The sequence below is a fragment of the Burkholderia aenigmatica genome, from assembly GCF_902499175.1.
In the GTDB taxonomy this organism is placed as follows: Bacteria; Pseudomonadota; Gammaproteobacteria; order Burkholderiales; family Burkholderiaceae; genus Burkholderia; species Burkholderia aenigmatica.
Window position 1 is genome coordinate 46,670 of sequence record NZ_CABVQC010000019.1, and the last position, 26,637, is coordinate 73,306.

Annotated in this window: 29 protein-coding genes; 15 read left to right on the forward strand and 14 right to left on the reverse strand. The window is 66.8% G+C overall.

Going from position 1 to position 26,637, the window contains the following annotated elements; all coding sequences use genetic code 11:
* The first annotated feature begins 43 nt into the window (after positions 1–43).
* Both BDO18943_RS15590 and BDO18943_RS15595 read left to right on the forward strand, forming a co-directional pair.
* A complete protein-coding gene (locus tag BDO18943_RS15590) occupies positions 44–532 on the forward strand; it encodes an Lrp/AsnC ligand binding domain-containing protein (RefSeq protein ID WP_011351353.1) in 489 nt (162 codons plus the stop codon).
* Positions 533–622: 90 nt separating this feature from the next.
* The gene (locus BDO18943_RS15595; protein WP_175023138.1) at positions 623–1,810 is read left to right on the forward strand and encodes a PA0069 family radical SAM protein; all 1,188 of its coding nucleotides are present in this window, start codon (positions 623–625) and stop codon (positions 1,808–1,810) included.
* 29 nt (positions 1,811–1,839) lie between these two features.
* On the opposite strand, the gene BDO18943_RS15600 is transcribed toward BDO18943_RS15595, so the two are convergent.
* Both BDO18943_RS15600 and BDO18943_RS15605 read right to left on the reverse strand, forming a co-directional pair.
* Positions 1,840–2,307 carry an NINE protein gene (locus BDO18943_RS15600; RefSeq protein WP_089450672.1) on the reverse strand — a complete coding sequence of 156 codons (468 nt, stop codon included), beginning with the start codon at positions 2,305–2,307 and terminating at the stop codon, positions 1,840–1,842.
* 109 nt (positions 2,308–2,416) lie between these two features.
* Positions 2,417–3,556, reverse strand: coding sequence for a PQQ-dependent sugar dehydrogenase (locus tag BDO18943_RS15605; protein WP_175023140.1), 1,140 nt, complete (start codon positions 3,554–3,556; stop codon positions 2,417–2,419).
* Positions 3,557–3,709: 153 nt separating this feature from the next.
* On the opposite strand from BDO18943_RS15605, the gene rpsP reads away from it, so the two are divergent.
* From rpsP to BDO18943_RS15635, 6 genes are all read left to right on the forward strand, one after another.
* Positions 3,710–3,964 carry a 30S ribosomal protein S16 gene (gene rpsP / locus BDO18943_RS15610; RefSeq protein WP_006476550.1) on the forward strand — a complete coding sequence of 85 codons (255 nt, stop codon included), beginning with the start codon at positions 3,710–3,712 and terminating at the stop codon, positions 3,962–3,964.
* A gap of 42 nt (positions 3,965–4,006) precedes the next feature.
* The gene (gene rimM / locus BDO18943_RS15615; protein WP_043181889.1) at positions 4,007–4,684 is read left to right on the forward strand and encodes a ribosome maturation factor RimM; all 678 of its coding nucleotides are present in this window, start codon (positions 4,007–4,009) and stop codon (positions 4,682–4,684) included.
* 1 nt (position 4,685) lies between these two features.
* A complete protein-coding gene (gene trmD, locus BDO18943_RS15620; protein ID WP_043181891.1) occupies positions 4,686–5,480 on the forward strand; it encodes a tRNA (guanosine(37)-N1)-methyltransferase TrmD in 795 nt (264 codons plus the stop codon).
* Between the two features lie 133 nt (positions 5,481–5,613).
* Positions 5,614–6,006: a 50S ribosomal protein L19 gene (gene rplS / locus BDO18943_RS15625; RefSeq protein WP_089450137.1), complete on the forward strand. Its 393-nt coding sequence runs from the start codon at positions 5,614–5,616 to the stop codon at positions 6,004–6,006.
* Positions 6,007–6,093: 87 nt separating this feature from the next.
* Positions 6,094–6,780, forward strand: coding sequence for a CoA pyrophosphatase (locus tag BDO18943_RS15630; RefSeq protein ID WP_175023142.1), 687 nt, complete (start codon positions 6,094–6,096; stop codon positions 6,778–6,780).
* A 119-nt stretch (positions 6,781–6,899) separates the two neighbouring features.
* Entirely contained in the window at positions 6,900–7,838 is a 939-nt protein-coding gene (locus BDO18943_RS15635) for a CobD/CbiB family protein (RefSeq protein WP_043181898.1), read from the forward strand.
* A gap of 63 nt (positions 7,839–7,901) precedes the next feature.
* Here BDO18943_RS15635 and BDO18943_RS15640 read toward each other — a convergent pair whose 3' ends face one another.
* From BDO18943_RS15640 to BDO18943_RS15650, 3 genes are all read right to left on the reverse strand, one after another.
* Positions 7,902–8,219, reverse strand: coding sequence for a putative signal transducing protein (locus BDO18943_RS15640; protein WP_021159739.1), 318 nt, complete (start codon positions 8,217–8,219; stop codon positions 7,902–7,904).
* Between the two features lie 66 nt (positions 8,220–8,285).
* Positions 8,286–9,227, reverse strand: a complete 942-nt coding sequence (gene rsgA / locus BDO18943_RS15645) for a ribosome small subunit-dependent GTPase A (protein WP_175023144.1) — start codon at positions 9,225–9,227, stop codon at positions 8,286–8,288.
* Entirely contained in the window at positions 9,224–10,483 is a 1,260-nt protein-coding gene (locus BDO18943_RS15650) for a M48 family metallopeptidase (RefSeq protein WP_175023146.1), read from the reverse strand. Before BDO18943_RS15650 ends, rsgA begins: the two co-directional genes overlap by 4 nt.
* Positions 10,484–10,600: 117 nt before the next feature.
* Between BDO18943_RS15650 and orn the strand changes: the two genes are divergently transcribed.
* Positions 10,601–11,221, forward strand: a complete 621-nt coding sequence (gene orn, locus BDO18943_RS15655; protein WP_031399981.1) for an oligoribonuclease — start codon at positions 10,601–10,603, stop codon at positions 11,219–11,221.
* A gap of 16 nt (positions 11,222–11,237) precedes the next feature.
* Here the strand turns inward: orn and mog are convergent, their stop codons facing one another.
* The gene (gene mog / locus BDO18943_RS15660) at positions 11,238–11,858 is read right to left on the reverse strand and encodes a molybdopterin adenylyltransferase (protein ID WP_051889796.1); all 621 of its coding nucleotides are present in this window, start codon (positions 11,856–11,858) and stop codon (positions 11,238–11,240) included.
* Positions 11,839–12,444 carry a ribosome biogenesis factor YjgA gene (gene yjgA / locus BDO18943_RS15665; protein WP_275891897.1) on the reverse strand — a complete coding sequence of 202 codons (606 nt, stop codon included), beginning with the start codon at positions 12,442–12,444 and terminating at the stop codon, positions 11,839–11,841. Before yjgA ends, mog begins: the two co-directional genes overlap by 20 nt.
* 127 nt (positions 12,445–12,571) lie before the next feature.
* On the opposite strand from yjgA, the gene pmbA reads away from it, so the two are divergent.
* Positions 12,572–13,942 carry a metalloprotease PmbA gene (gene pmbA / locus BDO18943_RS15670; RefSeq protein ID WP_011351368.1) on the forward strand — a complete coding sequence of 457 codons (1,371 nt, stop codon included), beginning with the start codon at positions 12,572–12,574 and terminating at the stop codon, positions 13,940–13,942.
* An 83-nt stretch (positions 13,943–14,025) separates the two neighbouring features.
* On the opposite strand, the gene BDO18943_RS15675 is transcribed toward pmbA, so the two are convergent.
* A complete protein-coding gene (locus BDO18943_RS15675) occupies positions 14,026–14,526 on the reverse strand; it encodes a dihydrofolate reductase (protein ID WP_043181911.1) in 501 nt (166 codons plus the stop codon).
* 272 nt (positions 14,527–14,798) lie between these two features.
* Positions 14,799–15,125 (reverse strand): hypothetical protein, encoded by a 327-nt coding sequence (locus tag BDO18943_RS15680; protein WP_089450143.1) that lies wholly within the window; start codon positions 15,123–15,125, stop codon positions 14,799–14,801.
* Positions 15,126–15,629: 504 nt separating this feature from the next.
* Here BDO18943_RS15680 and BDO18943_RS15685 point away from each other — a divergent pair.
* Positions 15,630–17,027 carry a sigma-54 dependent transcriptional regulator gene (locus tag BDO18943_RS15685; RefSeq protein WP_175023150.1) on the forward strand — a complete coding sequence of 466 codons (1,398 nt, stop codon included), beginning with the start codon at positions 15,630–15,632 and terminating at the stop codon, positions 17,025–17,027.
* Between the two features lie 41 nt (positions 17,028–17,068).
* Positions 17,069–18,040, forward strand: coding sequence for a thymidylate synthase (locus tag BDO18943_RS15690; protein ID WP_175023152.1), 972 nt, complete (start codon positions 17,069–17,071; stop codon positions 18,038–18,040).
* Between the two features lie 102 nt (positions 18,041–18,142).
* Here the strand turns inward: BDO18943_RS15690 and BDO18943_RS15695 are convergent, their stop codons facing one another.
* The gene (locus BDO18943_RS15695) at positions 18,143–20,731 is read right to left on the reverse strand and encodes a DUF6600 domain-containing protein (protein WP_175023196.1); all 2,589 of its coding nucleotides are present in this window, start codon (positions 20,729–20,731) and stop codon (positions 18,143–18,145) included.
* Between the two features lie 162 nt (positions 20,732–20,893).
* Complete coding sequence (locus tag BDO18943_RS15700) at positions 20,894–21,601, reverse strand: ArsR/SmtB family transcription factor (protein WP_175023154.1); 708 nt, start codon at positions 21,599–21,601, stop codon at positions 20,894–20,896.
* Positions 21,602–21,796: 195 nt separating this feature from the next.
* On the opposite strand from BDO18943_RS15700, the gene BDO18943_RS15705 reads away from it, so the two are divergent.
* A complete protein-coding gene (locus BDO18943_RS15705; RefSeq protein ID WP_175023156.1) occupies positions 21,797–21,934 on the forward strand; it encodes a hypothetical protein in 138 nt (45 codons plus the stop codon).
* Between the two features lie 130 nt (positions 21,935–22,064).
* On the forward strand, positions 22,065–22,577 hold the full coding sequence (locus BDO18943_RS15710; RefSeq protein WP_039370920.1) for an acyl-CoA thioesterase: 513 nt from the start codon (positions 22,065–22,067) through the stop codon (positions 22,575–22,577).
* Positions 22,578–22,631: 54 nt separating this feature from the next.
* On the opposite strand, the gene fumC is transcribed toward BDO18943_RS15710, so the two are convergent.
* From fumC to BDO18943_RS15725, 3 genes are all read right to left on the reverse strand, one after another.
* Positions 22,632–24,026 carry a class II fumarate hydratase gene (fumC, locus tag BDO18943_RS15715; RefSeq protein ID WP_043181919.1) on the reverse strand — a complete coding sequence of 465 codons (1,395 nt, stop codon included), beginning with the start codon at positions 24,024–24,026 and terminating at the stop codon, positions 22,632–22,634.
* A 155-nt stretch (positions 24,027–24,181) separates the two neighbouring features.
* The gene (gene norM / locus BDO18943_RS15720; RefSeq protein ID WP_043181920.1) at positions 24,182–25,570 is read right to left on the reverse strand and encodes a multidrug efflux MATE transporter NorM; all 1,389 of its coding nucleotides are present in this window, start codon (positions 25,568–25,570) and stop codon (positions 24,182–24,184) included.
* A gap of 127 nt (positions 25,571–25,697) precedes the next feature.
* Complete coding sequence (locus BDO18943_RS15725; protein WP_006486208.1) at positions 25,698–25,916, reverse strand: RNA-binding S4 domain-containing protein; 219 nt, start codon at positions 25,914–25,916, stop codon at positions 25,698–25,700.
* A 270-nt stretch (positions 25,917–26,186) separates the two neighbouring features.
* Here BDO18943_RS15725 and BDO18943_RS15730 point away from each other — a divergent pair, with 270 nt between their 5' ends.
* Entirely contained in the window at positions 26,187–26,588 is a 402-nt protein-coding gene (locus BDO18943_RS15730) for a hypothetical protein (RefSeq protein WP_043181923.1), read from the forward strand.
* Positions 26,589–26,637 lie beyond the last annotated feature (49 nt).

Consider the following 26,637-nt stretch of genomic DNA (forward strand, 5'->3'; position numbering starts at 1 on the left):
GTAGGTTTTGTTATCGTATTTTTCAGGTTTTCAGCATAAACAAATGAGAACGCAACGTCAGCCAGTACGCTCGCTCGACAAGCTCGACCGGCGCATCCTGAAACTGCTCCAGGACGACGGCCGGATGGCGATGAAAGACCTCGCGGAACAGGTCGGACTGACCGTCACGCCGTGCATCGAGCGTGTGCGGCGCATGGAGCGCGACGGCGTGATCACCGGCTATCACGCCCGTGTCGATCCGCACCAGCTCGATGCCGCGCTGCTGGTGTTCGTCGAGATCACGCTCGGCCACAAGGGCGGCAACATGTTCGAACAATTCCGCCGGGAAGTGATGAAGATCGACGAGGTGCTGGAATGCCATCTCGTGTCCGGCGACTTCGACTACCTGATCAAGGCACGGATCGGCGAGATGGCCGACTACCGGAAGTTGCTCGGCGACATCCTGCTGCAGTTGCCCGGCGCCGTGCAGTCGAAGAGCTATGTCGTGATGGAAGAAATCAAGGAGACGCTGACGATCGCGGTGGGCGACTGACGCGCCTGCCGCGGGCCGTCGAGCCCTTTATCCCACCCTTGGCATGCTGCGCCCAATACTGTATAAATGTACAGTATTGGGCGCAGGTAAATGGGTGGGCACATGGACGATCGATCCGACAACGAATTTCCGGTAGCGCCGCCCGTGCCCCGCAAGGGGCGCGGCGCGGTCGACAACCTGCAGGGGCGATACGAGATCGCGCAGCGCGAAGCGGTCGACGACGGCTGGACGCACGAGTCGGACGATACCGATTTTCCCGCGCCGTTGCGCACGCAGGTATTCGAGGAGCGCGCGAAGAGCATCCTGACGCACAACCAGTCGCCCGACATCCCCTTCAGCGTATCGCTCAATCCGTATCGCGGCTGCGAGCACGGCTGCATCTACTGCTTCGCGCGGCCGACGCACAGTTATCTCGGCCTGTCGCCGGGGCTCGATTTCGAAAGCCGTATCTATGCGAAGGTCAATGCGGCCGAACTGCTCGAGCGCGAGATTTCGCGCAAGCGCTACGTGCCGGAGCCGATCGCGCTCGGCGTCAACACCGACGCCTATCAGCCGGTCGAGCGCGATCTGCGCATCACGCGCAGCGTGATCCAGGTGATGCACGATCGCGGGTTGCCGTTCGCCGCGATCACGAAGTCGTCGCTGATCGAGCGCGATCTCGACCTGCTCGCGCCGATGGCTGAGCGCGGGCAGGTGATGGCGGCGGTCACGATCACGACGCTCGATGCCGATCTCGCGCGCACGCTCGAGCCGCGCGCCGCGACGCCGGCGCGACGGTTACGTACGATCCGTGCGCTGAGCGAGGCGGGCGTGCCGGTCGGCGTGAGCATTGCCCCGATGATTCCGTTCGTCACCGAGCCCGACATGGAGCGCGTGCTCGAGGCGTGCGCGGAAGCCGGCGCAACGTATGCGAGCTACATCATCCTGAGGCTGCCGTGGGAAGTCGCGCCGCTGTTCAAGAACTGGCTTGCCGCGCATTTTCCCGACCGTGCGGAGCGTGTGATGAACCGCGTGCGCGACATGCGCGGCGGGAAAGACTACGACTCGGATTTCTCGAAACGGATGAAGGGCGAGGGGATCTGGGCCGACCTGCTGCGGCAGCGCTTCCGCCAGGCCGTCAAGCGGCTCGGGCTGAACGAGCGCACGAACGGCATTCTCGATCTGTCGCAGTTTCGCGGTGCGCCGGTTGCCGCGGCGCCGGTGCCGCACGTTGCGGTTCGTTCGGCCGGCACGCGGTCGAACCAGTCGCGCGACGACATGCAATTGAACCTGTTCTGACCGGTGCCGGTGGAGCGCGTTCGTTGCGCTTACTGCGAAATCTGCTTGGCCGCTTCGACCTGCGACTCGAAATACGTCTGGAACGACAGCGCGAGGGCGGTCATCAGCAGGAACGCGCCAATCAGCAGCGAGAAGATCACCACGAAGATCACGGTCCATCCCGACTTGCTGTGCTTGCCCGTCTCCGCGTTGAATTGCGCGTCCCATTTTTCGTCGGGGCGCAGCCCATAGACGAGCGCGGCGAGGAACGCCGCCAGCAGCGAGATTGCGCCGGGTACCGCGAGCCACCAGCCGAGGCTGGCGCTGCGCTGGGTCGCGGCGAGCAAGAGGAAGCCCGGAATGCCGACGATCGTCGCGAGCAGGTGCGCCCAGCCGTATACGTCGCGAAAGCCATATAGATAGAAGCGGTGCGCGCCGAGCGAGCCGAACAGGAACGCGAGGGCGGCGGTGAGCGTCTTGGAGCGAAAGCGGCGGGACGATGCGGTGCTGCTGGACATGGATGGCGGCGTATTGTCGTTGGCATGGGCGGCCGGCGGGCCGGCGCGGGCGCGCGGCCCGGCACGCATTCTACGATGCCCGGTCGGGCCCGGTCACCCCTGTCCTGCGTCAAGGTGCCGCATAGGTCACGCGGTAGATTGCGCCCGCATAGTCGTCGCTGACGAGCAGCGAGCCGTCCGGCAGCGGCAGCACGTCGGCCGGGCGTCCCCATACCGTGCCGTCGGACCGCAGCCAGCCCGTGACGAACGGGGTCTGGCGCGCCTGGCTGCCGTCCGCCGAGACGACGACGCGCATCACGCGGTAGCCGACCTTCGTGCTGCGATTCCACGAGCCGTGTTCGGCGATGAACACGTTATTGCGATACGACGCCGGAAACATCGGCCCCGTATAGAAGCGCATACCGAGTGCCGCGACGTGCGCGCCGAGTTTCAATACGGGCGGCACATAGCGGCGGCATACGTCGGCGCTGCCGAATTCGGGGTCGGGCGTGTCGCCGCCATGACAGTATGGGAAGCCGAAGTCGAGGCCGGCCCGCGGGGCGCGGTTCAGCTTGTCGTCGGGCACGTCGTCGCCCATCATGTCGCGCCCGTTGTCGGTAAACCACAGCTCGCCCGAGTCGGGGTGCCACGCAAAGCCGACCGTATTGCGTACGCCGCGGGCGACGACCTCGCTCCCGCTGCCGTCCGTCTTCATGCGTGCGATGATCGCGTAGCGGCTGCGATCGGCGAGACAGACGTTGCACGGTGCGCCGGTTGGCACGTACAGCTTGCCGTCGGGCCCGAACGCGATGAATTTCCAGCCGTGATGGTGCTCGGACGGCAGCGCGTCGGTGACGACGGTGGGGGCGGGTGGTGCGGCGAGCCGGTCGTCGATATGATCGAGACGCAGGATGCGCGATACGGCGGATATATAGAGTGCGCCGTCACGGTAGGCGACACCGACGGGCATGTCGAGCCCGGACGCGATCACGTAGCGGGCGCTGATCCGGCCCTCGTGCATCACGAACGCATGCACGCGGCCTTCCCGCGTGCCGACATACAGGATGCCGCGCGGCGACCATGCCATTTCGCGGGCGGTCGGTACCGCGTCGGTCAGCACTTCGATGTGGAAGCCGGGCGGCACGACGAGTTGGTCCACCGGCAACGGCGCGGCAAACGCCAGTGCGGACGCGAGGCAGGCAAGGCCGGCAAGCAGCGCCGCGAAACGGTGCTGCGCGCGGCGCGTCGAGGCGGCGCGAAGGGGCGGCATGACGGTGTGGAACGTCCCGGACACGACGATTGTATGCCCGGCGGACAGGCCTCCCACGGATTTTTTACGCGTAAGTGTTTGTTGTACCTCTGATTTCCGGCTATAATCGCGTGTTTCAGTAGTTTCGAACCCGGTTTTCCCGAAGGACATCATATGGTTATCATCCGTCTGGCTCGTGGCGGCTCGAAGAAGCGCCCGTTCTACAACATCGTTGCTACCGATTCGCGTAACCGTCGTGACGGCCGCTTCATCGAGCGCGTCGGCTTCTACAACCCGGTCGCTACGAAGGGCGAATCGCTGCGTATCGCTCAGGATCGCCTGACGTACTGGCAAGGCGTTGGCGCACAACTGTCGCCGACCGTTCAGCGTCTCGTGAAGGAAGCGCAAAAGGCGCAACCGGCTGCCTAACGTGGCACGGTGTGCCGGTCGTGCCGGCTGTAAGGAGCATTGATGGCGGGTCACGATTCCGGTAATGCAAGGCGCGGGCGTGCGTCGTTTGGCGCATTCGTCCGCAAGCCGGTCGAGCGCGACGCTGTCGCGAACGCCGGTCAGGCTGCCGAGCAGGGCAGTCTCGAAGTGGCGCAAGCCTGGCCCGACGATGCCGTCGAGGTCGGGGCGGTGGTCGACGCCTATGGCCTGAAGGGTTGGGTCAAGGTGGCGACGCATGCCGACGCCGGTCGCGGCGGCGATGCGCTGCTCAACGCGCGCCGCTGGTGGCTGGAACGCGGTGCGGAGCGGCTTTCCGTCCGCATCATGCAGTCGAAGACGCACAGCGACACCGTCGTTGCGCAACCCGCGGGCGTCAGCGACCGCGATGCCGCGCTGGCTATGCGTGGCTTTCGCGTGTTCGTGCGCCGGGAAGATTTCCCGGCATTGGCCGCGGACGAATTTTATTGGGTCGACCTGATCGGTCTCGACGTCGTCAACGAGCAATCGGTGGCACTCGGGAAGGTGAGCGGGATGATCGACAATGGCGTGCATTCGATCATGCGTGTCGAATATCCGGCGACCGGCAAAGACGGTCAGCCGACCACCGATGAGCGGTTGATTCCGTTCGTCGGCGTATACGTCAAAACGGTGGATCAGGCGGCGCGTCGCATCGTCGTCGACTGGGAAGCCGATTACTGAAATGAACCAGGTTACCGAGAGCGCGGTGCAGTTCGACGTCGTCACGCTCTTCCCCGAGATGTTTCGTGCACTGACCGACTGGGGGATCACCAGCCGGGCCGTCAAGCAAGGGCGCTTCGGGCTGCGCACCTGGAACCCGCGTGATTTCACGACGGACAACTACCGCACGGTCGACGATCGTCCGTACGGCGGTGGTCCGGGCATGGTGATGCTGGCCAGGCCGCTCGAAGCTGCGATCGATGCCGCGAAAGCGGCGCAGGCAGAACAGGGCATCGCGAGCACGCGTGTCGTGATGATGTCGCCGCAAGGTGCACCGCTCACGCACGATCGCGCGGTGCGGATGGCGCAGGAACCCGGTGTCGTCGTGCTGTGCGGCCGCTATGAGGCGATCGACCAGCGCCTGCTCGATCGTTGCGTCGACGAGGAAATCAGCCTCGGCGATTTCGTGCTGTCCGGCGGGGAATTGCCGGCGATGGCGATGATGGATGCCGTCGTGCGGTTGCTGCCCGGCGTGCTGAACGATTCACTGTCGGCCGTGCAGGACAGTTTTGCCGATGGCCTGCTCGATTGTCCGCATTACACGCGCCCCGAGGAATACGACGGCGTGCGTGTACCGGACGTGCTGCTCGGCGGGCATCATGCCGAGATCGAGCGGTGGCGGCGTCAGGAAGCATTGAGGAATACGCTGCGGAAGCGGCCGGACCTGATCGTCCGGGCGCGCCGCGAAAAGTTGTTGAGCCGGGCCGACGAGGCATGGCTTGCGAACCTCGCACGCGAAGCGAAAAACGCCTCCTGAGGCGGCTGCGCGAGCGGGAATTGGCGGTGCCGCGCATGCGTGTGCGGCGCCTGATGTGAATCCATCCTCTATCGGGGCCAGGCCTGGAAGCAGGCGGGTGCCAACGCCGACACGATGGCATAAGGAGTCAGTAATGAATCTGATCGCAAAACTTGAGCAGGAAGAAATCGAGCGCGCGCTCGCCGGCAAGACGATCCCCGACTTCGCCCCGGGCGATACGGTGATCGTGAACGTGAACGTGGTTGAAGGTAACCGCAAGCGCGTTCAGGCTTACGAAGGCGTCGTGATCGCGATTCGCAGCCGTGGTCTGAACTCGAACTTCATCGTCCGCAAGATCTCGTCGGGCGAAGGCGTCGAGCGTACGTTCCAGACGTACTCGCCGCTGCTGGCAAGCATCGTCGTGAAGCGTCGCGGTGATGTGCGTCGTGCGAAGCTGTACTACCTGCGCGAGCGTTCGGGCAAGTCGGCTCGTATCAAGGAAAAGCTGGTGTCGAAGGATCGCGCCGCAGCAGCTTCCCAAGAGTAAGAGCTGTAAGGAAAAAGCACCCACCCGGGTGCTTTTTTCATTCTGGCGCGACAATATGCTCGATACGACACGACCCCGAGAGCCCCATTGAATCGCCGCCCCATCATCGATCCCGAAGTCCTGCCGGTCGAAGGCACCGGTGCCGGCCTGCCGGCCATTGATTCCCGTCTGATGACGCCATCCGGCCTGCGTGACCGTTTCGCGCGCACGCTCGAATGGAGCGTCGAGCCCGACGAGGCGAGGCTGCAGGAGGGCGTCGATCCACGCAGCGCGGCCGTTCTCGTGCCGCTCGTCGTCCGCGAGTCCGGCCTCACCATGCTGCTGACCCAGCGCGCCGACCACCTGAACGACCACGCCGGACAGATCAGCTTCCCCGGCGGTCGTCGCGAACCGTTCGATCGCGATGCAACTGCCACCGCGTTGCGCGAGGCGAAGGAAGAGATCGGGCTGGCAGACGAGCGTGTCGAGATCCTCGGCGCGCTGCCCGACTACCTGACCGGCACGGGCTTCTGCGTGGCGCCGGTGGTCGGCCTCGTGCATCCACCGTTCACCGTGCAGGCCGACACGTTCGAAGTGGCCGAGATTTTCGAGGTGCCGCTCGCGTTCCTGATGAATCCCGCGAACCATCAGGTCCGTGTGTTCCGCTGGGAAGGCGGCGAGCGTCGTTTTTTTGCGATGCCCTATCCAAATGGCGAACCCGGCGGGCATTACTTCATCTGGGGCGCAACTGCCGGCATGTTGCGCAATCTGTACCGCTTCTTGGCCGCCGGCTGATGCCGGGCGCCGGCTGGCGCGCGCGGCCCGCAGCCGGGCGACCGCGCCGGCAATCATGCCAGGCCGACGCTGTGCTATCGTTATGCAAAAAATGACATAACTCCGAAGACGGCACACGCATGACTTTCTTCTCGGTTCTCCTCGCTCTCATCATCGAACAGGTCCGCGCGTTGTCGCCGAACAATCCGGTGTTCGCGCTGTTCCAGTTTCACGCGGAAACCGTCGCGCATGGTCTCGACGCAGGCAAGCAGAAGCATGGCATCCTCGCATGGCTCGCGGTCGTGCTGCCGTGGGTGCTGATCGTCGCGCTGATCTATTTCCTGCTGTACAAGGTGAGCTTCGTGCTCGCATTCATCTGGAACGTCGTCGTCGTGTACTTCACGCTCGGCTTCCGCCAGTTCAGCCACTACTTCACCGATATCCACCTCGCGCTCAACAACGACGACGTGCCGCGTGCGCGCGAAATCCTGCACGAGTGGACCGGCATCGACACGGTCGACATGCCGGTCGGCGAAATCGTCCGCCATACGCTGATTCATGCGGTCGTCGCGTCCCATCGCCACGTGTTCGGCGTGTTCTTCTGGTATGTGCTGCCGATCGGCCCGGCCGGTGCCGTGCTGTACCGGATCTCCGAATACCTCGCGCGCAGCTGGTCGACGCCGGGCGACGACCGCACGGCGGCCTTCTCGACGTTCGCGCAACGCGCGTTCTTCGTGATCGACTGGATTCCCGCGCGATTGACCGCGCTCGGCTTCGCGATCGTCGGCAATTTCGAGGACGCGATCTACGCGTGGCGCAACCACACGCGCCAGTGGCCCGATCCGAACGACGGCGTCCTGCTGGCCGCCGGCAGCGGAGCGCTCGGCGCACGCCTCGCGGGCCCGCTCGCGGAACCGTCGAGCCTCGATGCGCTGGCGGTCGGCGACAGCGGCCCGTTGACGGTCGGTGACGATTGCACGCCGCGTACGCTGCAATCCGCGGTTGGCCTTGTCTGGCGCGCGGTGATCCTGTGGATGATTCTGCTGCTGATGCTGACACTCGCCGTCTGGGTGTCGTGACGGGGCAGGGCGGTACCCGATGAAAGGCAAAAGGCCGGCTGATGCCGGCCTTTTTGCTGTGGGTCAGTCGTCGCGCGGGTCGCGTACGGCGCCGCATTGCCAGCATGCGGTGAACTGGGCTTCGAGCGCCTCGCCGCACTGCCGGCAGCGCCATGGCGCGGCACCGGCCGACGGACCGTGCGACGCGGCATCGAGGAGCCGGCGCGCGAGCGCGTCGTCGCGTTCGTCGTCGAGCCACAGCTCGGGCGTGCATGCGTCGGCGGGCAGGCCGCCGAGCGCGCCGGTCGCGTAGCAGTTATGCAGCTCGCAACCGATGCCGGCCACCTGAAGCACGTTGGCCCAATGCTGCGCCGTCGCGAGATCGGGTGCCTTGAAACGCATCGCGGCTCCTGTCGATGAAAGCCGGCCCGCATGGCACCGGCTGGCCGCCGCGCGCGTGCCGCGCGATCAGCGGACGATCTGGCTCGCCTCGTGCACGAGCTGCGCATAGAGCGCATGCCGCGACGGTGCGATGCGGCCGTCGGCGACGGCTTCAAGAATCGCGCAGCCGGGTTCGTGCAGGTGATGACAATTATAGAAACGGCAGTCGGCGAGCAGTGGCCGGAACTCCGGAAAGGCGCGCTCGAGACGGCCTTCCGTCAGATGGTAGAGACCGAATTCCTGGAAGCCCGGCGAATCGATCAGCGCGCCGCCGCCCTCCAATGGGTAGAGGCGCGTGAACGTCGTCGTGTGACGGCCGCTGTTGAGCGCGGCCGAAATCTCGCGCGTGGCGGCTTCGGCATCGGGAACGAGCAGGTTCACGAGCGTCGACTTGCCCATCCCGGACTGGCCGAGCAGGATCGTCGAATGCCCGGCGAGGTGCGGCATCAGCTGCGCGCGCGCGTCGTCGGGCGCGCCTTTCACCGACAGCTCGAGCACGTCGTAGCCGAGCGCGCGGTAGGGTGCGAGGCGCTCGCGCGCGACCGGCAGCGCGGCTTCGACGTCGATCTTGTTCAGCACGACGAGCGGCTTCAGCTGGTTCGCGTCGGCCGCGATCAGCGCGCGGCCGAGCAGGTCCTCGCTGAAATAGGGCTCGGTCGCGAGCACGATCAGCAACTGGTCGAGGTTGGCCGCGAACAGCTTCGACTTGAACTGGTCGGAGCGGTACAGCAGGTTGCGCCGTTCGCCGATTTCGACGATCACGCCCTGGTCGGCCGATGCGAGTTCGTACACGACGCGGTCGCCGACCGCGATATCGCTCTTCTTGCCGCGCGGGAAGCACTGCAGCATCGGGCCGCCGTCGTCGGGCGCGACGATGTAGTGGCGCCCGTGCGCCGCGATCACGCGGCCTTCGACCCGTTGCGCGTTCGACGCGCGCGGGGTCGGCTTGCGGGAAGTCGGGCGGCTCATGCGTGTTGCAGCAGGCGGTCGATCCGCTGCGACGCAGGCGGATGCGAGTAGTAGAAGGCCGTGTAGACGGGGTCGGGCGTCAACGTCGACGCGTTGTCCTCATAGAGCTTCACGAGTGCGCTGACGAGGTCCTGCGCGTCGGTCTGGCTGGCCGCGAAGGCATCGGCCTCGAATTCGTGCTTGCGCGACGTGAGGCTGCCGAACGGCGTCGCGAAGAACAGGAACACGGGAATCGCGAGGAAGAACAGCACGAGCGCGGCGCCCGCGTTGCTCGTGTCGAGCGACGGCGTGACGCCGAGCCCCGTGTAGAACCACGTGCGTTGCGCGAGCCAGCCGAGCAGCGCGAGCAGCACGAGGCTCAGTACGAACGACACGAGCATCCGCTTCATCACGTGGCGGCGCTTGAAATGGCCGAGTTCGTGTGCGAGCACGGCCTCGATTTCCTGGCCGGACAGGCGCGCGAGCAGCGTGTCGAAGAACACGATCCGCTTCGACGCGCCGAAGCCCGTGAAGTACGCGTTGCCGTGCGCGGAGCGGCGGCTGCCGTCCATCACGAACAGCCCCTTGGCCGCAAAGCCGCAGCGCTTCATCAGCGACTCGATGCGTGCGCGGAGCGCGTCGTCCTTCAGCGGCTCGAACTTGTTGAAGATCGGTGCGATGAAGGTCGGGTAGATCAGCAGCACGAGCATCTGGAACGCGACCCAGACGATCCAGGTCCACAGCCACCACAGGCTGCCGGCCTGGTTCATCAGCCACAGCACGACGAACAGCAGCGGCAGGCCGAGCGCGGCGCCGAGCAGCGAGTTTTTCAGCATGTCGGTGAAGAACAGCCGCTTCGTCATCCGGTTGAAGCCGAAGCGCTGTTCGATCCCGAACTGGCGGTAATACTCGAACGGGACGTCGATGACGCCCGTGATCGCGAGCACCGCAGCGACGAGCGCGACCTGCTGCCCGTAGCCGCGGCCGAGCCAGCCGGTGAGCAGCGTGTCGAGCGCGCCGACGCCGCCGAGCAGCGTGAGACCGATCAGCACGGCCGCGCTGACGACGATCTCGAGCATCGTCAGCCGGGTGCGCTCGACCGTGTAATCGGCCGCGCGCTGGTGGGCGGTCAGCGGGATGGTTGCGCTGAACTGCGCGGGCACGCCATTGCGGTGCGCCGCGACGAAGCGGATCTGCCGCGACGCGAGCCACAGCTTGGTGACGACCATCGCGAGCACGGCGAGCGCGAACAGCAGGGTGAACGAAAAGGGTGACATCGAAGGGGCCAAAGGGTTCTATGCGAGAATTATATGTTCTTGCGGACCGGGCCCGCTGTTGCGATGCCGGCCGCTCGGGCGGCGCCGCGCGCCGTCCGCCATTTTCCAGGATGACTCATGACCGATACCGCCGCTTCCACCAGCCAGCCCGCGCTCGTGCGCAACGAGTTGAATCTCGTCTGGCTCGACATGGAGATGACGGGCCTCGACCCGGATAACGACCGCATCATCGAGATCGCGGTCGTCGTGACCAATTCCACGCTCGACATCGCCGTCGAAGGCCCCGTGTTCGCGATCCACCAGAGCGACGAAACGCTGGCGAAGATGGACGACTGGAACAAGTCGACGCACGGCCGCTCGGGCCTGATCGATCGCGTGCGCGCGTCGACCGTGACCGAGGCGGAAGCCGCTGCGCAGTTGCAGGCATTCCTCGCGCAGTATGTATCGCCCGGCAAGTCGCCGATGTGCGGCAACTCGATCTGCCAGGACCGCCGCTTCATGGCGCGCTGGATGCCCGAATTCGAGCGGTTCTTCCACTACCGCAACCTCGACGTCAGCACGCTCAAGGAGCTGTGCCGTCGCTGGCAGCCCGCGATCTACAAGGGCTTCCAGAAGCGTGCGATGCACACGGCGCTCGCGGACATCCACGAGTCGATCGACGAGCTGAAGTACTACCGCGAGCATTTCCTGATTCCGGCCGCGTCGGCTTCGGCAGGCGAGTCCGCGCCGGCTGCCTGAGCAGGCCGGCACGCGCTCAGCGCGGTGCGCGTTGAGCGCTTTTCGGCCGGAACGCCGCGACCACCGCGGTGTCGGTCTCGATGTACGGGCCGCCGATCAGGTCGATGCAGTAGGGCACCGCGGCGAAGATGCCGGGCACGGTCGACTTGCCGTCGGCATCGCGCAGCCCTTCGAGCGTTTCCCGGATCGATTTCGGCTGGCCGGGCAGGTTGATGATCAGCGCCGCATGGTCGGCCGTCTCGCGGATCACCGCGACCTGCCGCGACAGGATCGCGGTCGGCACGAAATTCAGGCTGATCTGCCGCATCTGTTCGCCGAATCCCGGCATTTCCTTCGTCGCCACCGCCAGCGTGGCCTCGGGCGTCACGTCGCGGCGCGCGGGGCCCGTGCCGCCCGTCGTCAGCACGAGGTCGCACCCGGCGACGTCGACGAGCTCGGCGAGCGTGGCGGAGATCGTGGGCGCATCGTCCTGGATCAGGCGCGTTTCGGCGCGCCACGGCGACACCAGCGCGCCGGCGAGCCACTCCTGCAGTGCGGGAATGCCTTTGTCCTCGTAGACACCCGTGCTCGCGCGGTCGCTGATCGACACGAGGCCGACGACGAGCTCGTCCGGGTGGTTACGCTTCGTCGTCGTCATGGTCGTCTCCGGCGTCGTCCGCCGCTTCGTCGTCCGCATTGGACGTGCCGCCAGCGGTCTTGATCCACTGGAACAGCTCGCGGAAATAGCGCGGCGGCTTGCCTTGCTGCGCTTCCTTGCGTGCGTTGCGGATCAGCGTGCGGCCTTCCTGGATATCGGCTTCCGGGTGCTGGCGCAGGAATTCGGTCAGCGCGTCGTCGCTCGCGAGCAACTGTTCGCGCGTGCGTTCGATCCAGTGCAGGCGGGCCGTCGCGGCCTTGTTCACGCCGCGTTGCGCGTCGAGCGCGGTGCGCAGCGCGGCCGTCTCGTCTTCGGTCAGCGAGCGCATCACGCGGCCGACGTACTGGAGCTGGCGGCGCTTGCCTTCGTGATCGGTGATCCGGCGGGCCTCACGAACGGCGTCCGCGAGACTTTCGGGCATCGGCATGCGTTTCAGCGCGTCTTTCGGCAGATCGACAAGGGCCTGGCCGAGCACCTGCAGCTCGTGCATCTCGCGCTTCAACTGGGATTTGCTGGGGCGATCGTAGCCATTGTCGTCGTCTTCGACGGCATGCTCGATCGGCTGGATTCGGGTTTTGCGTGTCATGGACGGCATTGTATCGCGCCGCGGACACCCCAAGCTTGTCGGTGTCCGGCCCCGGACCTTGCTATGATCGCGGGATACGCAACATTTTGAACATGCGGGCGCCCGCCCGCCACCGGATATCACGACGATGGCAGCCAATCTCGACGTACAAGCGCGCTATTTCCCGCACACGCAGGACCAGCTCAAAGAAATCGCCTCGGACATCCTTCGCCATGCGAAGGCGCTCGGCGCGACGGACGCCGCGACCGAAATCTCCGAGGGCGACGGCCTGTCGGTGTCGGTGCGCCGCGGCGAAGTCGAAACGATCGAGCACAACCGCGACAAGATGGTCGGCGTGACCGTGTTCATCGGCAAGAAGCGCGGCAATGCGAGCACGTCGGATTTTTCGCCGGGCGCGATCAAGGATACCGTCGCCGCCGCCTACAACATCGCGCGCTTCACGGCCGAAGACGAGGCGGCCGGTCTCGCCGAGGCCGAGCTGCTCGAAACCGACCCGCGCGACCTCGATCTGTACCACCCGTGGGCGCTGACGGCCGACGAGGCCGTCGAGCTCGCCCGCCGCGCGGAAGACGCCGCATTCGCGGTCAGCCCGCAGATCCGCAATTCGGAAGGCGCGAGCGTGTCGGCCCAGCATTCGCAGTTCGTGCTCGCGACGTCGCGCGGCTTCCTGTCCGGCTACCCGTATTCGCGCCACTACATCGCCTGCGCGCCGATCGCGGGCAGCGGCCGTCACATGCAGCGCGACGACTGGTATTCGTCGAAGCGCAGCGCGATCGATCTCGCGGCGCCCGAAGCGGTGGGCCGTTACGCGGCCGAGCGTGCGCTTGCGCGAATGGGCGCGCGCCGTCTCGACACCCGCAAGGTGCCCGTGCTGTTCGAAGCACCGCTCGCGGCCGGCCTGCTCGGCGCGTTCGTGCAGGCGGTGAGCGGCGGCGCGCTGTACCGCAAGACGTCGTTCCTCGTCGACAGCCTCGGCAAGCCGGTGTTCGCACCGCACATCCAGGTCGTCGAGGATCCGCACGTGCCGCGCGCGATGGGCAGCGCACCGTTCGACGAGGAAGGCGTGCGCACGCGTGCGCGCAGCGTCGTCAAGGACGGTGTCGTCGAAGGCTACTTCCTGTCGACCTATTCGGCGCGCAAGCTCGGTACGCAGACCACCGGTAATGCAGGCGGCTCGCACAACCTCGCGCTGCGCAGCTCGAACACGCAGGCGGGCGACGATTTCGACGCAATGCTGAAGAAGCTCGGCACCGGCCTGTTGCTGACCGAGCTGATGGGGCAGGGCGTGAACTACGTGACGGGCGACTATTCGCGCGGCGCGGCGGGCTTCTGGGTCGAGAACGGCGTGATCCAGTATCCGGTCGAGGAAATCACGGTCGCGAGCACGCTGCAGGAAATGTTCCGCCATATCGTCGCGATCGGCGCCGATTCGATCGTGCGCGGCACGAAGGAAACGGGCTCGGTGCTGATCGAGCAGATGACGATCGCCGGGCAGTAAGCGGCGCGCGGCATCGGCCGCCATCAAACGAAAAAGCCCGACCGGCGTGAGCCGGTCGGGCTTTTTTCATTGTGCGCGACGCGTCAGCCGCGCTTGCGCGCGTAGACGACGAACGCATAGCCGAACGTGTTCGGCGCGGCCGCCTGGTGCGCATCGCGCGACACTTCCTGCCAGTGCGCGGCGTCCGGCGCCGGGAACGACGCGTCACCGTCGAAGTCGGCATCGATCTCGGTGACGACCAGCTTGTCGGCGAGGGCGAGGCCTTCCGTGTAGAGTTGCGCGCCGCCGATCAGGAACGCTTCGGGCACCCCGTCGCGTGCGGCGAGCGCGAGCGCGTCGGCGAGCGACGTGACCGTGTCGCAGCCGTCGAAGCGGCGCGTCGCGTCGCGCGTGACGACGATATTGCGGCGGCCCGGCAGCGGCCGGCCGATCGACTCGTGGGTCTTGCGGCCCATCACGATCGGTGCGCCCATCGTCGTGCGCTTGAAGAAGGCGAGATCCTCGGGAAGTTTCCAGGGCAACTGGTTGTCGCGGCCGATGATGCCGTTGCGGGCACGCGCGACGATCAGGGTCAACGTCGTCATGAAGGTCGGGGAGAGGAAAACCGGAATGGCGCCGATTCTACCGGAACGGCGGCGGGTGCCGGTTCCGGACGCGCGCATCCGTCTTTCTGCGCTGCGCGCCGCGACGCTCGAAGCAATGCGTCGCGGCGATGGAATGAATAAAAAGAGTGCCCGCCGGGGGACGGAGCACAAAACCGTTTCGTGTTGCGAGATCGATGATGCGGGCTCTGACCGATGCGGTCAGGTCTGCTCAAATCAATATGTCATCCTTATCAAATGGGTCGGCCGATGCATCACTGACGCGTCGTGCCTTGCGTGGTGCCTTCCATCGCGTGCTGCACGTCGCCCGGCTGCGGTACCGGGAGCGGCATCGGTAACAGGGGCGGCGGCGGGATCTCGTCCCACAGCGTCACGAAAGTCCTGCCGGCCGGCAGCGGTTGCGGTGACGACACGGTCACGATGCCGAACCCGTTGACGTGCTGCATGTCCGGCGCGTTTGCCGCAAGCAGCATGGCGCGATCCGGATTCGTGCTTTCGTCTGCGCGGACGGGCGTGGGCGGGCCGGCGGCCGCGACCGCAATGGCCATCGGCACGAAAGAAAGTAACAGATGTTTTCGCATGGTCGCTGTCTCCGACGGTTTTCATATTCAGCGAAATGCATGCCATCGCGCCGGGACCATTGTCGAGACTGCGATTCGTGCGCAAGCGTTGCGAATTGTGTCGAAAAACGGCTGAAAATGTTTCAGGCCTGAAACGAGGGGGCTCGGGAATACTGCGGATTCAATCGATACGCTTCAAGGACGAAAATCGCCGCATGTGTTGATGGCAGAGCGTATCGCTGCGCGGGGGCTATGTGCAGACGATTGACATGCATCGACCTCCTGAGCGATTCGGCCGCATCGCCCACCGCGCTGAAATCGGATTGTCGTATTCAGTGCCTATAACCAAGCTGTCTGGATCACAAAATAACTGGACGCGAGATAAGCGCCATCATGCGAGGCTTTGTCGTCGCCGCGCATCGGCATGGCGAATCGAGCCACCTTTGGCTGACCCGATTCGATCCTTTTCGCACGTGACGTGGCGTGCACGGCAATCGTTAGACGGTTGATGAACGGGGTGAGCATATGGGAGCCGATCAGCGGCACGTGATCTACTATTCGCGCGAACCGAACGACGCGTTGCGCGGCCATTTCGACGAATGCGGTTGGCGTGTCGATCTCGCGGAGACCGTGCGAGATGTACGGCGCGTCGTGCAGCATGGTGTCGCAACGGCCGGGCTGCTCGATTTTTCGCCGGGCTTCAAACCCTCGGACCTGCGCGAACTCGAATCCTGTCTGAGCATTCAGCACATCGGCTGGATCGCGGCGACGCGCCGCGGCCAGTTGCAGGACGCTACGCTGCGTCATCTCATTCGCGATTACTGTTTCGACTACGTGACGATGCCGTACGAGACGTCGCGGATCGTCGAGACCGTCGGTCATGCGCACGGCATGGTCGCGCTGACCGAACCCGTCGCGCCGCCCGTCGGCACCGGACGCAGCGAAGGCGAAATGGTGGGGACCTGCGATGCGATGCTCGGGCTCTTCAGGACGATTCGCCGCGTCGCGGCCACCGACGCGCCGGTGTTCATCTCGGGCGAATCGGGTACGGGCAAGGAGCTGACGGCGGTCGCGATTCACGAGCGTTCGTCGCGCGCGCAGGCGTCGTTCATCGCGATCAATTGCGGTGCGATTCCGTCGACGCTGCTGCAGGCCGAGTTGTTCGGCTATGAGCGCGGCGCATTCACCGGCGCGAACCAGCGCAAGATCGGCCGCGTCGAGGCCGCCAACGGCGGCACGCTGTTTCTCGACGAGATCGGCGACCTGCCGCTCGAAAGCCAGGCCAGCCTGCTGCGCTTCCTGCAGGAAGGCAAGATCGAGCGGTTGGGGGCCCACGTGTCGGTGCCCGTCGATGTGCGCGTGATCTGCGCGACGCACGTGGACATGGAAGCGGCACTGCGCGAAGGGCGGTTCCGCGAGGATCTGTACCATCGCCTGTGCGTGCTGAAGATCGAAGAGCCACCATTGCGTGCGCGCGGCAAGGACATCGAGGTGCTCGCGCGGCACATGCTCGAGCGTTTCAAGGGCGACGCGCATCGTCGCCTGCGCGGCTTTTCCCCTGACGCGGTCGCGTCGCTGTACGGCTATTCATGGCCGGGCAACGTGCGCGAGCTGATCAATCGCGTGCGCCGCGCGATCGTCATGTCGGAGGGCCGGATGATCACCGCGGCCGATCTCGAGCTGAACGACTTCGCGACGCTCGCGCCCGTGTCGCTGCTGGAGGCGCGTGAGGCGGCCGAGCGGCAGGCGATCGAGCAGGCGCTGTTGCGTCATCGGGGCCGTTTCGCGGATGCGGCGCGCGAACTCGGCGTGTCGCGCGTCACGCTCTACCGGCTGATGTGCGCGCACGGCATGCGCGATCGCGGCGACACGCTGGCAGGGTTTTCGGCGCCGTTGCCGGAGCTTCCTCACCACGCTTGCTAAAATTGGCGGGTACGGCCGCCCTCGCGGCCGAAGGAACCCGCATGAAACAGTACCTCGATCTCGTTCGTACCATTCTCGATACCGGCACCTGGCAGGAGAACCGCACGGGGATCCGCACCATCAGCATGCCGGGCGCGATGCTGCGTTTCGACCTGCAGCAAGGCTTCCCGGCCGTGACGACCAAGAAGCTGGCGTTCAAGTCCGCGATCGGCGAGCTGGTCGGCTTCCTGCGCGCGTCGCGCAGCGCGGCCGATTTCCGCGCGCTTGGCTGCAAGGTGTGGGACGCGAACGCGAACGAGAACGCGCAGTGGCTCGCGAACCCGTATCGCCAGGGCGTCGACGATCTTGGCGACGTGTACGGCGTGCAATGGCGCCAGTGGCCGGGCTACAAGGTGCTCGACGCGGGCGCCGACGCGCAGATCGCCGATGCGACGCGCCGCGGCTTCCGGATCGTCACGCGTTTCGAAGAAGACGGCGCGCCGAAGGTGCTGCTGTACAAGGCGATCGACCAGCTGCGCCAGTGCCTGGACACGATCATGGAGAACCCGTCCGACCGGCGCATCCTGTTTCACGCGTGGAATCCGGCCGTGCTCGACGAGATCGCGCTGCCCGCGTGCCATCTGCTGTACCAGTTCCTGCCGAATGCGACGACGCGTGAGATCTCGCTCTGCCTGTACATCCGCAGCAACGACGTCGGCCTCGGTACGCCGTTCAACCTGACGGAAGGGGCCGCGCTGCTGTCGCTCGTCGGCCGGCTGACGGGCTACACGCCGCGCTGGTTCACGTACTTCATCGGCGACGCGCACATTTACGAGAACCAGCTCGACATGCTGCAGCGCCAGCTCGCGCGCGAGCCTTACGACAGCCCGCGGCTCGAGATCGCCGAGCGTGTGCCGGAATACGCGAAGACGGGCGTCTACGCGCCCGAGTGGCTGGAGCAGATCGAGCCGTCCGATTTCTCGCTCGTCGGCTATCGACACCATGAGCCGCTGACCGCGCCGATGGCGGTCTGATCGCGCGACCCGGGCCGTGCGGATGCATCGATCCGCGCCCGACAGAAACAAGGCCCGACCGGCTGATGCCGGTCGGGCCATTTTGTTTCACGTTTGCGGCACTTACTGGCGATGCCGCTCTTCGTGACCGCCTTGCGGCGGCGGGTTGCTCGGGCGCGGCGCCTCGACGTGCGGGGCCGGTTGCGGCCGCGGTTCCATGCGCGGTGCGGGCATCGACGGACGCGGTTCCATGCGTGGTGCCGGTTGCGGCCGCGGCTCCATACGCGGCGCGGGTTGCGGCCGTGGATCCATGCGTGGCGCCTGCGGTTGCGGGCGCGGCATGTCATGCACGGCGGGGGCCGGCGGCCGGTACTCGTTCACGCGTGGCGGGGCGACTTCGCGGTGCGGTGCCGGTTGCGCGAATTCGGGGCGCGGTTGCGGCGCAGGTGCCGCCCGTTCCAGTTGCGGTTGCCCATGCTGGGCCGGCGTCTGGAAATCGGGGCGAGGACGCGGCTGCGGAATCTGCGCCGTATTGTCGAGCCGTGGTTGCGGCAGTGCGCGCGGCGCTTCGTTGCGGCCGCCGGGCTGCGCGTCCTGCGGCCTCAGCACGCCCTCCGGACGCGGGACCGCAGCGCTGCGCACGGGCGGCAGCGCATTCTGTCCCGCCGCATGCAGCGCGGTGGGCGGAGTGGGGCGCTGACGCTCCATCGGCGTGTGCGGCTGCATCCACGCGGGCGATGGCGCGTCGGCTGCGTGCGCATTGCCGATGCCCGACGGACCGTTGTTCGCCACCGGTGGATGCGGGACGCCGTTGCCCGGCTCGAAGGCCTGATGCGGCATCGGGTTGCCGGGTGCCTGCGGCATGCCGCCGTTGGCGAAACGCGGTGCGTTGGGCGTTTCGCCGTTCGCCGGCCGCGCGGCATTCGGCATGCCCGGCATCGGTGCTCCCTGCATCGGAGCCCCCGGCCGCCCGGCCTGCGCGGCGGCCGGCTGGCCTTCGCGAGACGCGTGAGCCGGCTGCACGACGGGGCCGTGCGGATTCACGAGCTGCACGTTGTGCATCGCCCATGCGCCGTCGCCCGGCTTGCCCGGTACGCGGACCGGACGCGCCGTATAGTCGGCCGGCACGTTCGTCTTCACGACAGGCGCACCGGCGCCTGGCACGCGCCCGCCTTGCTGCGCGAGGTGGGCCGCGGCCTGGTCGCGATACGCGGCCGGCACGGCAGGATTGCGCGTCGCGACGTACGGGTGCTGCGCGATCGCCGCCGGCGGACGGTAGCTCGCATTGCGCAGCCCGCCGGTGAAGCTCTGGCGTACCGGTGCAATGCCGGGCGTACCCGGCGTGACGTGCGCATTGCGCCATTGCTGCGGATCGACGTGCTGCGAGAAGTGCGCGACCGGCTGGCCGTGCACGAACGCAGACGCCGGTACGGCCGTGATTGCGTGTGGCGCGCGGAAGTTCACGTACGTCTTGTTGATGTTGGTGATATTCGTGATGTTCGTCACGTTCACAGTCTTGTTCACGTTGACGTTGTTCACCACGATGTTGCGGTTCACGCGGTCGTAGTAGTGCGGGCTCCAGCCGCCCCAGCCCGGATGCCACGGTTCGCCCGGGCCGAGCGCGAACCACGCGCAGCCGGCTGCGGCGACGCCGCCCACCGTGAGCGCGACGCTCCAGTCGGGGCCGCCGCCACCGCCCACGAACGCGACGAGTGCCGGCGCATAGACCGGCGGCTGGCTGACGACCAGCGGACCCGGTACCCAGGCCCAGCTATCGTCCACGTATGCCCAGCGGCCGTAGTGATACGGCGCGAAGCCCCACGGCGCGTCGTCGACCCAGGTCCAGCCCCACGGTGCTTGCCAGATCCAGTGGCCGTCGTGATACGGCGCCCAGTCGGCCGGCGTGTCGTTCGGCACCCATACCTGGCCGTAGTTCGGGGTTTCGCGCCACGTGCCGTTCGCGTCGAGATCCTGGTAGCCGGGAATGTCGCGGGATACATAGCGGGCCGACACCGAGCGCTCCTCGGCCGCATCGCGGCTGGCGGCCCACTGGTCGAGCGGGTCGGGACCCGGGGCAGCGGATTGCTGCGCGACCTGCAGGTCGGTGCCCGTGAACACGACCTGCTGCCCCGGTGACAGCGGGTACTGGCCGTTGCTGCCGTAGGCGGTCGCACTGCCGCTGTGCAACGTGACCGTCGTGCTCGCGCCGTTCGGTGCGACGTCGACGCGATAGTCGCCGGGGCCCGTGATGCCGAGCGCGAGGTTCGGCGTGTCGATTTCGTACGATCCACCGGCCGGCAGATCGCGCACGTGCGTCGATACGGTGCCGAGTCCCACTTTCAGCTGGGTCGTCGAGTCGTCAAGGTTCAGCACTGACAGGCTCGTCGACTCGCCGAGCCGCACTGCGGTCGAGCCGATGTGCAGTTCCGAGCGCGCACCGGCATCGTTCCAAAGCTGGTCGCCGGTCGTCAGCGGCCGGTTCACGGCGGCATACGACCATGTATCGGTGCCGGCCGGTTCGGTCGTCACGGCGCCCGACAGGTAATTGAGCCGCGCGACACGGCTGGGCGGATCGCCGCCCGGTTGCCGTGCCGCAGCCGAATAGGGCGGGGCGTCGGCCGATTGCGCGAATGCGGGGGGCAGTGCCGCAAGCGCAACGAACGCGAGCAGCGTGCAGCGGGCGGTTCGCTTGAGCGTGAACAGGGTGGCCATGGTGAGCGTCTTCGTCATTGTCGCGGCGCGTCGATTCGTGCCGTTGAGTTCACAATATCCGCTTGGCCTGTTTCAATGCTCGGTGTTTTGTAAGTTGAATGGCACGCGATGTAACAAAACCTGTCGACCGCGCGCCGTTGTCGTGCAGACGCAATGCAGGCGTCAAGCGGACGTAAGCCACCCGTCGAAAACCTGCTGTCCGGGCACGGTGACGCGCAGCACGCGCGGTCGTGCGGCGCGCTCGATCCAGCCGTGCGCGCAGAAGCTCTCGAGCAGCGCTGCACCGAGTGCACCGCCGAGATGCGAGCGACGCTCGCTCCAGTCGAGGCAGCCGCACGCGAAGCGGCGCCGGCGCGTGCGCTGCTGCGCGACGTCGATGCCCCATTGTGCAAGCGCCTGGGTGCCGAGTTCGGTGGCCTCGATCGCGTCGCCGTCGGCAAGCAGCCAGCCGCGCGCAGTGAGCCCGTCGAAGATGCGCACCGCGAGTTCGCCTGCCATGTGGTCGTAGCAGGTGCGCGCATAGCGCAGTTCGGCCGGGACCGTGCGGGACGGCGACGGAACCGGGCGATGCGGCGCGGCCGCGCGGGCAACGTTCGCAAGCGCCTCGAGCGAGGCCGCGATATCGGCCGATGCGATCCGGTAGTAGCGGTGCCGGCCGCGCACGTCGAGCGCGAGCAGGCCGCCTTCGGTCAAGCGTGCGAGGTGGGCGCTTGCGGCGGACGGCGACAGCCCCGCGATCATCGTCAATTCGCCCGCCGGTCGTGCGCTGCCGTCCATCAGCACCCACAACATCGCGGCGCGCCCGGGGTCGGCGATCAGTGAGCCGATGCGGCTCAGGCCCGGAAAGTGGTGGTCGTCTTGGTCGGTCATCGTCGTGTCTCGTCAGGCGGGATGATCTTCAGTGTAGTGGGCGCGCGCATTCGATGTTTCGCTGTTGGCTGAAATGTCGGATGCGGCGGCGCCGGCGTCGTCGATGCGGCGAACCGGGCTGCGGCCGCTTGCGGCGCGCGCGTAGAATGGCCGAAAGCGGCGGCAGCGGGCTGCCGCATGTGACACGACGCAACGATGAAGACGATTTTCTGTTTGCTGGCGGCCGCGCTCGTCTGTGCGGCCTGTGCGCAGGGCGGTGGCGCGACCGGCGAGCGCGGCGGCAGCATCGAAATGTACGGCACGATCGATCAGGGCATCACGGTGCGCCGCTGACCGGTGCTGGTGCCGTGTGCGCCGGGCACCGCCCCGGCGGCCGCGCCACGCGGGGCGCTCCGCGACGCGTTGCCGCAGCGCAACGTATAATGGCCCGATTACAGCGCCCCTGCCGCCTGGAGCCAACAAGATGTCCCAACCGTCCCCCGTACCGGCCGCCCTCGACCGCACCGAAACCGTCTTCCGCTTCCTCGCCGAGCCGTCGTCCGTGAACTTCGGCGGCAAGGTGCATGGCGGCGCGCTGATGAAGTGGATCGACGAGGTCGCGTATGCGTGCGCGGCCGTCTGGTCGAGCCGCTATTGCGTGACGGTCAGCGTCGGCAACATCCGTTTCCAGCGTCCGATCATGGTCGGCAATCTGGTCGAGCTGAAGGCGCGCGTCGTTGCGACGGGCCGTACCAGCATGCATATCCATGTGTCCGTGCATGCCGGCGATCCGAAGGGTGGCATGCTGCGCCAGACGACCGATTGCCTGGTCGTGTTCGTCGCGGTCGACGAGAACGGCAACCCGGTGCCGGTGCCGCCGTTCGTGCCCGAGACCGACGAGCAGAAGGTGCTCGCGAAATATGCGGCCGACGTGCGGGCCGCGCTCGACAAGATCGTCGAGATGAAGCCGGAAGAAGTCGCGAAGGGCGCGGTCTGACCGCTGCGGGCGCCGCGCATCGCGCCGCGCCCGTCGTCCTGCCTCTTCCTGCCGTTACTGCGACCCGATCATCTGCTCGGGACGTACCCACGCATCGAATTCCGCCTCGGTCAGGTAGCCGAGCGCGAGCGCGGCCGCCTTCAGCGTCGTGCCTTCCTTGTGCGCCTTCTTGGCGATCTGCGCGGACTTGTCGTAGCCGATGTGCGGATTGAGCGCCGTCACGAGCATCAGCGATTCGTTCAGCAGCAGGTCGATCCGCGAGCGGTTCGGCTCGATGCCCACCGCGCAGTGGTCGTTGAAGCTCTGCGCGCCGTCGGCGAGCAGCCGCACCGACTGCAGCACGTTGTGCGCGATCATCGGCCGGAATACGTTCAGCTCGAAGTTGCCGCTCGCGCCGCCGACGTTCACCGCGACGTCGTTGCCGAACACCTGGCAGCACAGCATCGTCACGGCTTCCGACTGCGTCGGGTTCACCTTGCCCGGCATGATCGAGCTGCCCGGCTCGTTCTCCGGAATCGACAGCTCGCCGAGCCCGCAGCGCGGCCCGCTCGCGAGCCAGCGGACGTCGTTCGCGATCTTCATCAGGCCGGCTGCCACCGTCTTCAGCGCGCCGTGCGCGAACACCAGCGCGTCGGCGGCCGCCATCACCTCGAATTTGCTCGGTGCGGTCACGAACGGCAGTTTCGCGAGCCGGCCGATTTCATCGGCGACGCGCACCGCGAACTCCGGATGCGCGTTCAGCCCCGTGCCGACCGCGGTGCCGCCGAGCGCGAGTTCGTACAGGTGCGGCAACGCCGATTCGACGTGACGGATGCCCTGGTCGAGCTGCGCGACGTAGCCGGAAAACTCTTGGCCGAGCGTGAGTGGCGTCGCGTCCTGCAGGTGCGTGCGGCCGATCTTCACGATGTCGGCGAACGCCTTCGACTTCGCGTCGAGCGTCGTGCGCAGCGTGCGCAGCGCCGGCAGCAGGTGGTTGACGATCGCATACGCGGCCGCGACGTGCATCGCGGTCGGGAACACGTCGTTCGACGACTGGCCGCGGTTCACGTCATCGTTCGGATGAACCTTGCGCGCTTCGCCGCGCTCGCCGCCCAGCAGTTCGCTCGCGCGATTCGCGATCACCTCGTTGAGGTTCATGTTGGTCTGCGTGCCGGAGCCCGTCTGCCACACGGCGAGCGGGAATTCGCGCGGATGCTTGCCGGCGATGATCTCGTCGGCCGCGTCGATGATCGCGCGCGCCTTGTCGTCGGCCAGCACGCCGAGCGACTGGTTCACGGCCGCCGCGGCGCGCTTGACGATCGCGAGCGCGTGGATCAGCTCGGGCGACTGCTTCTCGGTCGAGATCCGGAAATTCTGCAGCGAGCGCTCGGTCTGTGCGCCCCAGAGCCGGTCGGCCGGCACGGCGATCTCGCCGAACGTATCGCGTTCCATCCGAACTGCTTCGTTCATGATCCACTCCTCCAGGAAAGGGGAAAGGCCGCGCGCGGTCGCGCGGCATCAGACGTAATCAGACGTATCGTGAGGCAGTCGCGCCACTCGCGCGGCGTCTTGAGATCTTCAACCGACAAGCATAGCGCCGGCTCGGATTTCGCGTCGTGTCGCGCTCAGTGCGGCGACGTAACCAGCGACGCGCTCTTCAGATGAAAGCGCCACGCCATCAGCACGGCCACGCTGGCGAGGCCGGCCGCGAGGCCCCACCAGAGGCCACGGGCACCGAGGCCCACGTGGAACGCGAACCAGTAGCCGGTCGGAAAACCGATGCCCCAATAGCCGAGGGTCGCCGCGAGCATCGGGATGCGCGTGTCCTTCAGGCCGCGCAGCGCACCCGATGCGACGGTTTGCGCGCCGTCGACGATCTGGAATACCGCTGCGATGCCGAGCAGCGACGCGGCGAGCGACACCGTGGCCGCGTTGGCCGGATCGCCGAGGTTCAGGTACAGGCCGACGATCGCGTGCGGTGCGACGATCAGCACGATGCCCGACAGCGTCATGAACGCGACACCGAGGCCGAGCGCGACGAAGCCCGCATGGCGCGCGGCGACGGGTGCCCCTGCGCCGACCCAGTAACCGACCCGCACGTTGGCGGCCTGGCCGATCGCGAGCGGCACCATGAACGCCACCGACGCGACGTTCAGCGCGATCTGGTGTGCGGCAAGCGCCGTCGCGCCGAGTACGCCGATCGTCAGGCCGGTGGCGAGGAACAGTGTCGATTCGACCCCGTACGTGATCGCGACCGGCCAGCCGATGCCGATCAGTTCGCCCATCATCGGCAGCTTCGGGCGCGCGGCGGTCACGAAGTGACGGAAGCGCTGCCGGCCGTGCAGCAGCCAGATCAGTGCGAGCGCGGTGAGCCAGATCGTGATGGTCGTCGCAACGGCCGAGCCGAGGAAGCCGAGCCGCGGCAGCCCGAACGCGCCGTGGATCAGCCCGTAGTTGAGCACGCCGTTGACGCCGACCCCGCCGATCGACACCCACAGCAGCCGGCGTGCGGCGCCGATCGCGGGCAGGAAGGCGCGCATCAGCCCGACGCCGATCAGGCTGCCGAGCGCGGCGAAGCGCAGGATGCCCGTGTATTCGCCGACGTGATGCGCGAGCAAGGGTGGCTCGTGGAACATCAGCAGGATCGGTTCGGACAGCGACAGCGCGATGATGGCCGGGATCGCGAGCAACACGGACAGCGCGAAGCCGGTCCAGTAGATGTGCGGGACGCGTTCGTCGGCCTTGGCGCCGCGCGCATGCGCGACGCTGACGCTGACCGACGACAGCACGCCTTGCAGGACGGTCACGATGACGAAGAAGAAGTTCGCGCCGAGCCCGCCCGCTGCGAGCGAATCGGGGCCGAGCGAGCCGAGCAGTACCGTGTCGGTGACGCTCATCGCCATCTGCGAGAGCTGCGCGATCGCGAGCGGCGCGGCGAGGCGCGCGGTATCGGCGGCATGACTGGACAGGGACGGCGGCGCGGCGGCCGTCCGTGTAAGACCGGAATGCGACATGGAATGGGCGCTCGCGCGGGTGCGGGCCCGCGCTATATGTATTTATTTTGAGAGACAGCTAGCTTACGGCTTAATTCGAACTGTGTCGAACGCGCGCACCGATGGCCATGTCGCAGGCAGGGGAACGCTAGGCTTCGCGCACGGCAATGCGCGTGTCGCCGAGCAGGACGACCTGGCCCGCGCGGATCTTGCAGGTCTTGCGCAGCTCGACCGCGCCGTCGACTTTCACCGCGCCGGACGCGACGATCAGTTTCGCGGTGCCGCCGCTGTCTGCGAGGCCGGTGATCTTGAGAAGGTTGTGCAGCTCGACGTATTCGCCGGTCAGCGTGAAATCCAGATTGGGCATGACGAAGAAGGTGCGCAATGCGCGGGAGGAATCGCCCCGCATCATACGGCACCGCCGGCCGGCGCGCGAGCGCGGTCGGCTGCCGCATGCAGTTGTTAGGGAATGTGAGCCATTCGTCAGCAAATGAAACGGTGGGTAACAGTCTGAGAGATTCGAGAACCGGCCATGCGCGCCGCGGGTCTTTTGTCGTACCTGCTGCGTGTTGCGGCGGGGGACGCCACGGACCGCATCGCTGCGGTTCGGGCTCACAACTTCCTGAGGAGAATTGCCATGTCCAAGATTCGTACGATGCTGATCGGTGCCGCGCTGACGGCGTTCGCCACTTCGGCCGCATTTGCCCAGACGGGCACGGCGGCGCAGGGCGCAGCCGGTGCCGGCATGCAGGCGCAGACGCCGGCAGCGGGTGTCGGAGCAGGCGTGCAGGGTGGTGCGGGCGCGAACGCGTCGGGCAATGCGGTCGGCGGTGCAACCGATGCGGTCGGCGCGGCAGCCGACGGCGCGAAGGATACGGCGTCGTCGGCCGTCCATTCGGCCAAGAAGCACGCGAAGCATGCCGCGAAATCGGCCAAGGGCCATGCCGGCTCGGCCAAAGCGAAGACCGGTGAAGCGGCCGAAGGTGGCGCAGCGGTCGGCGCGGAGGGCGGTGCATCGGCCCAGGGCACTACGCAGTAAGCGGTGCCCGATGCCGCGTGACGCTCGTCCCGGACGGCGCGTCGCGACG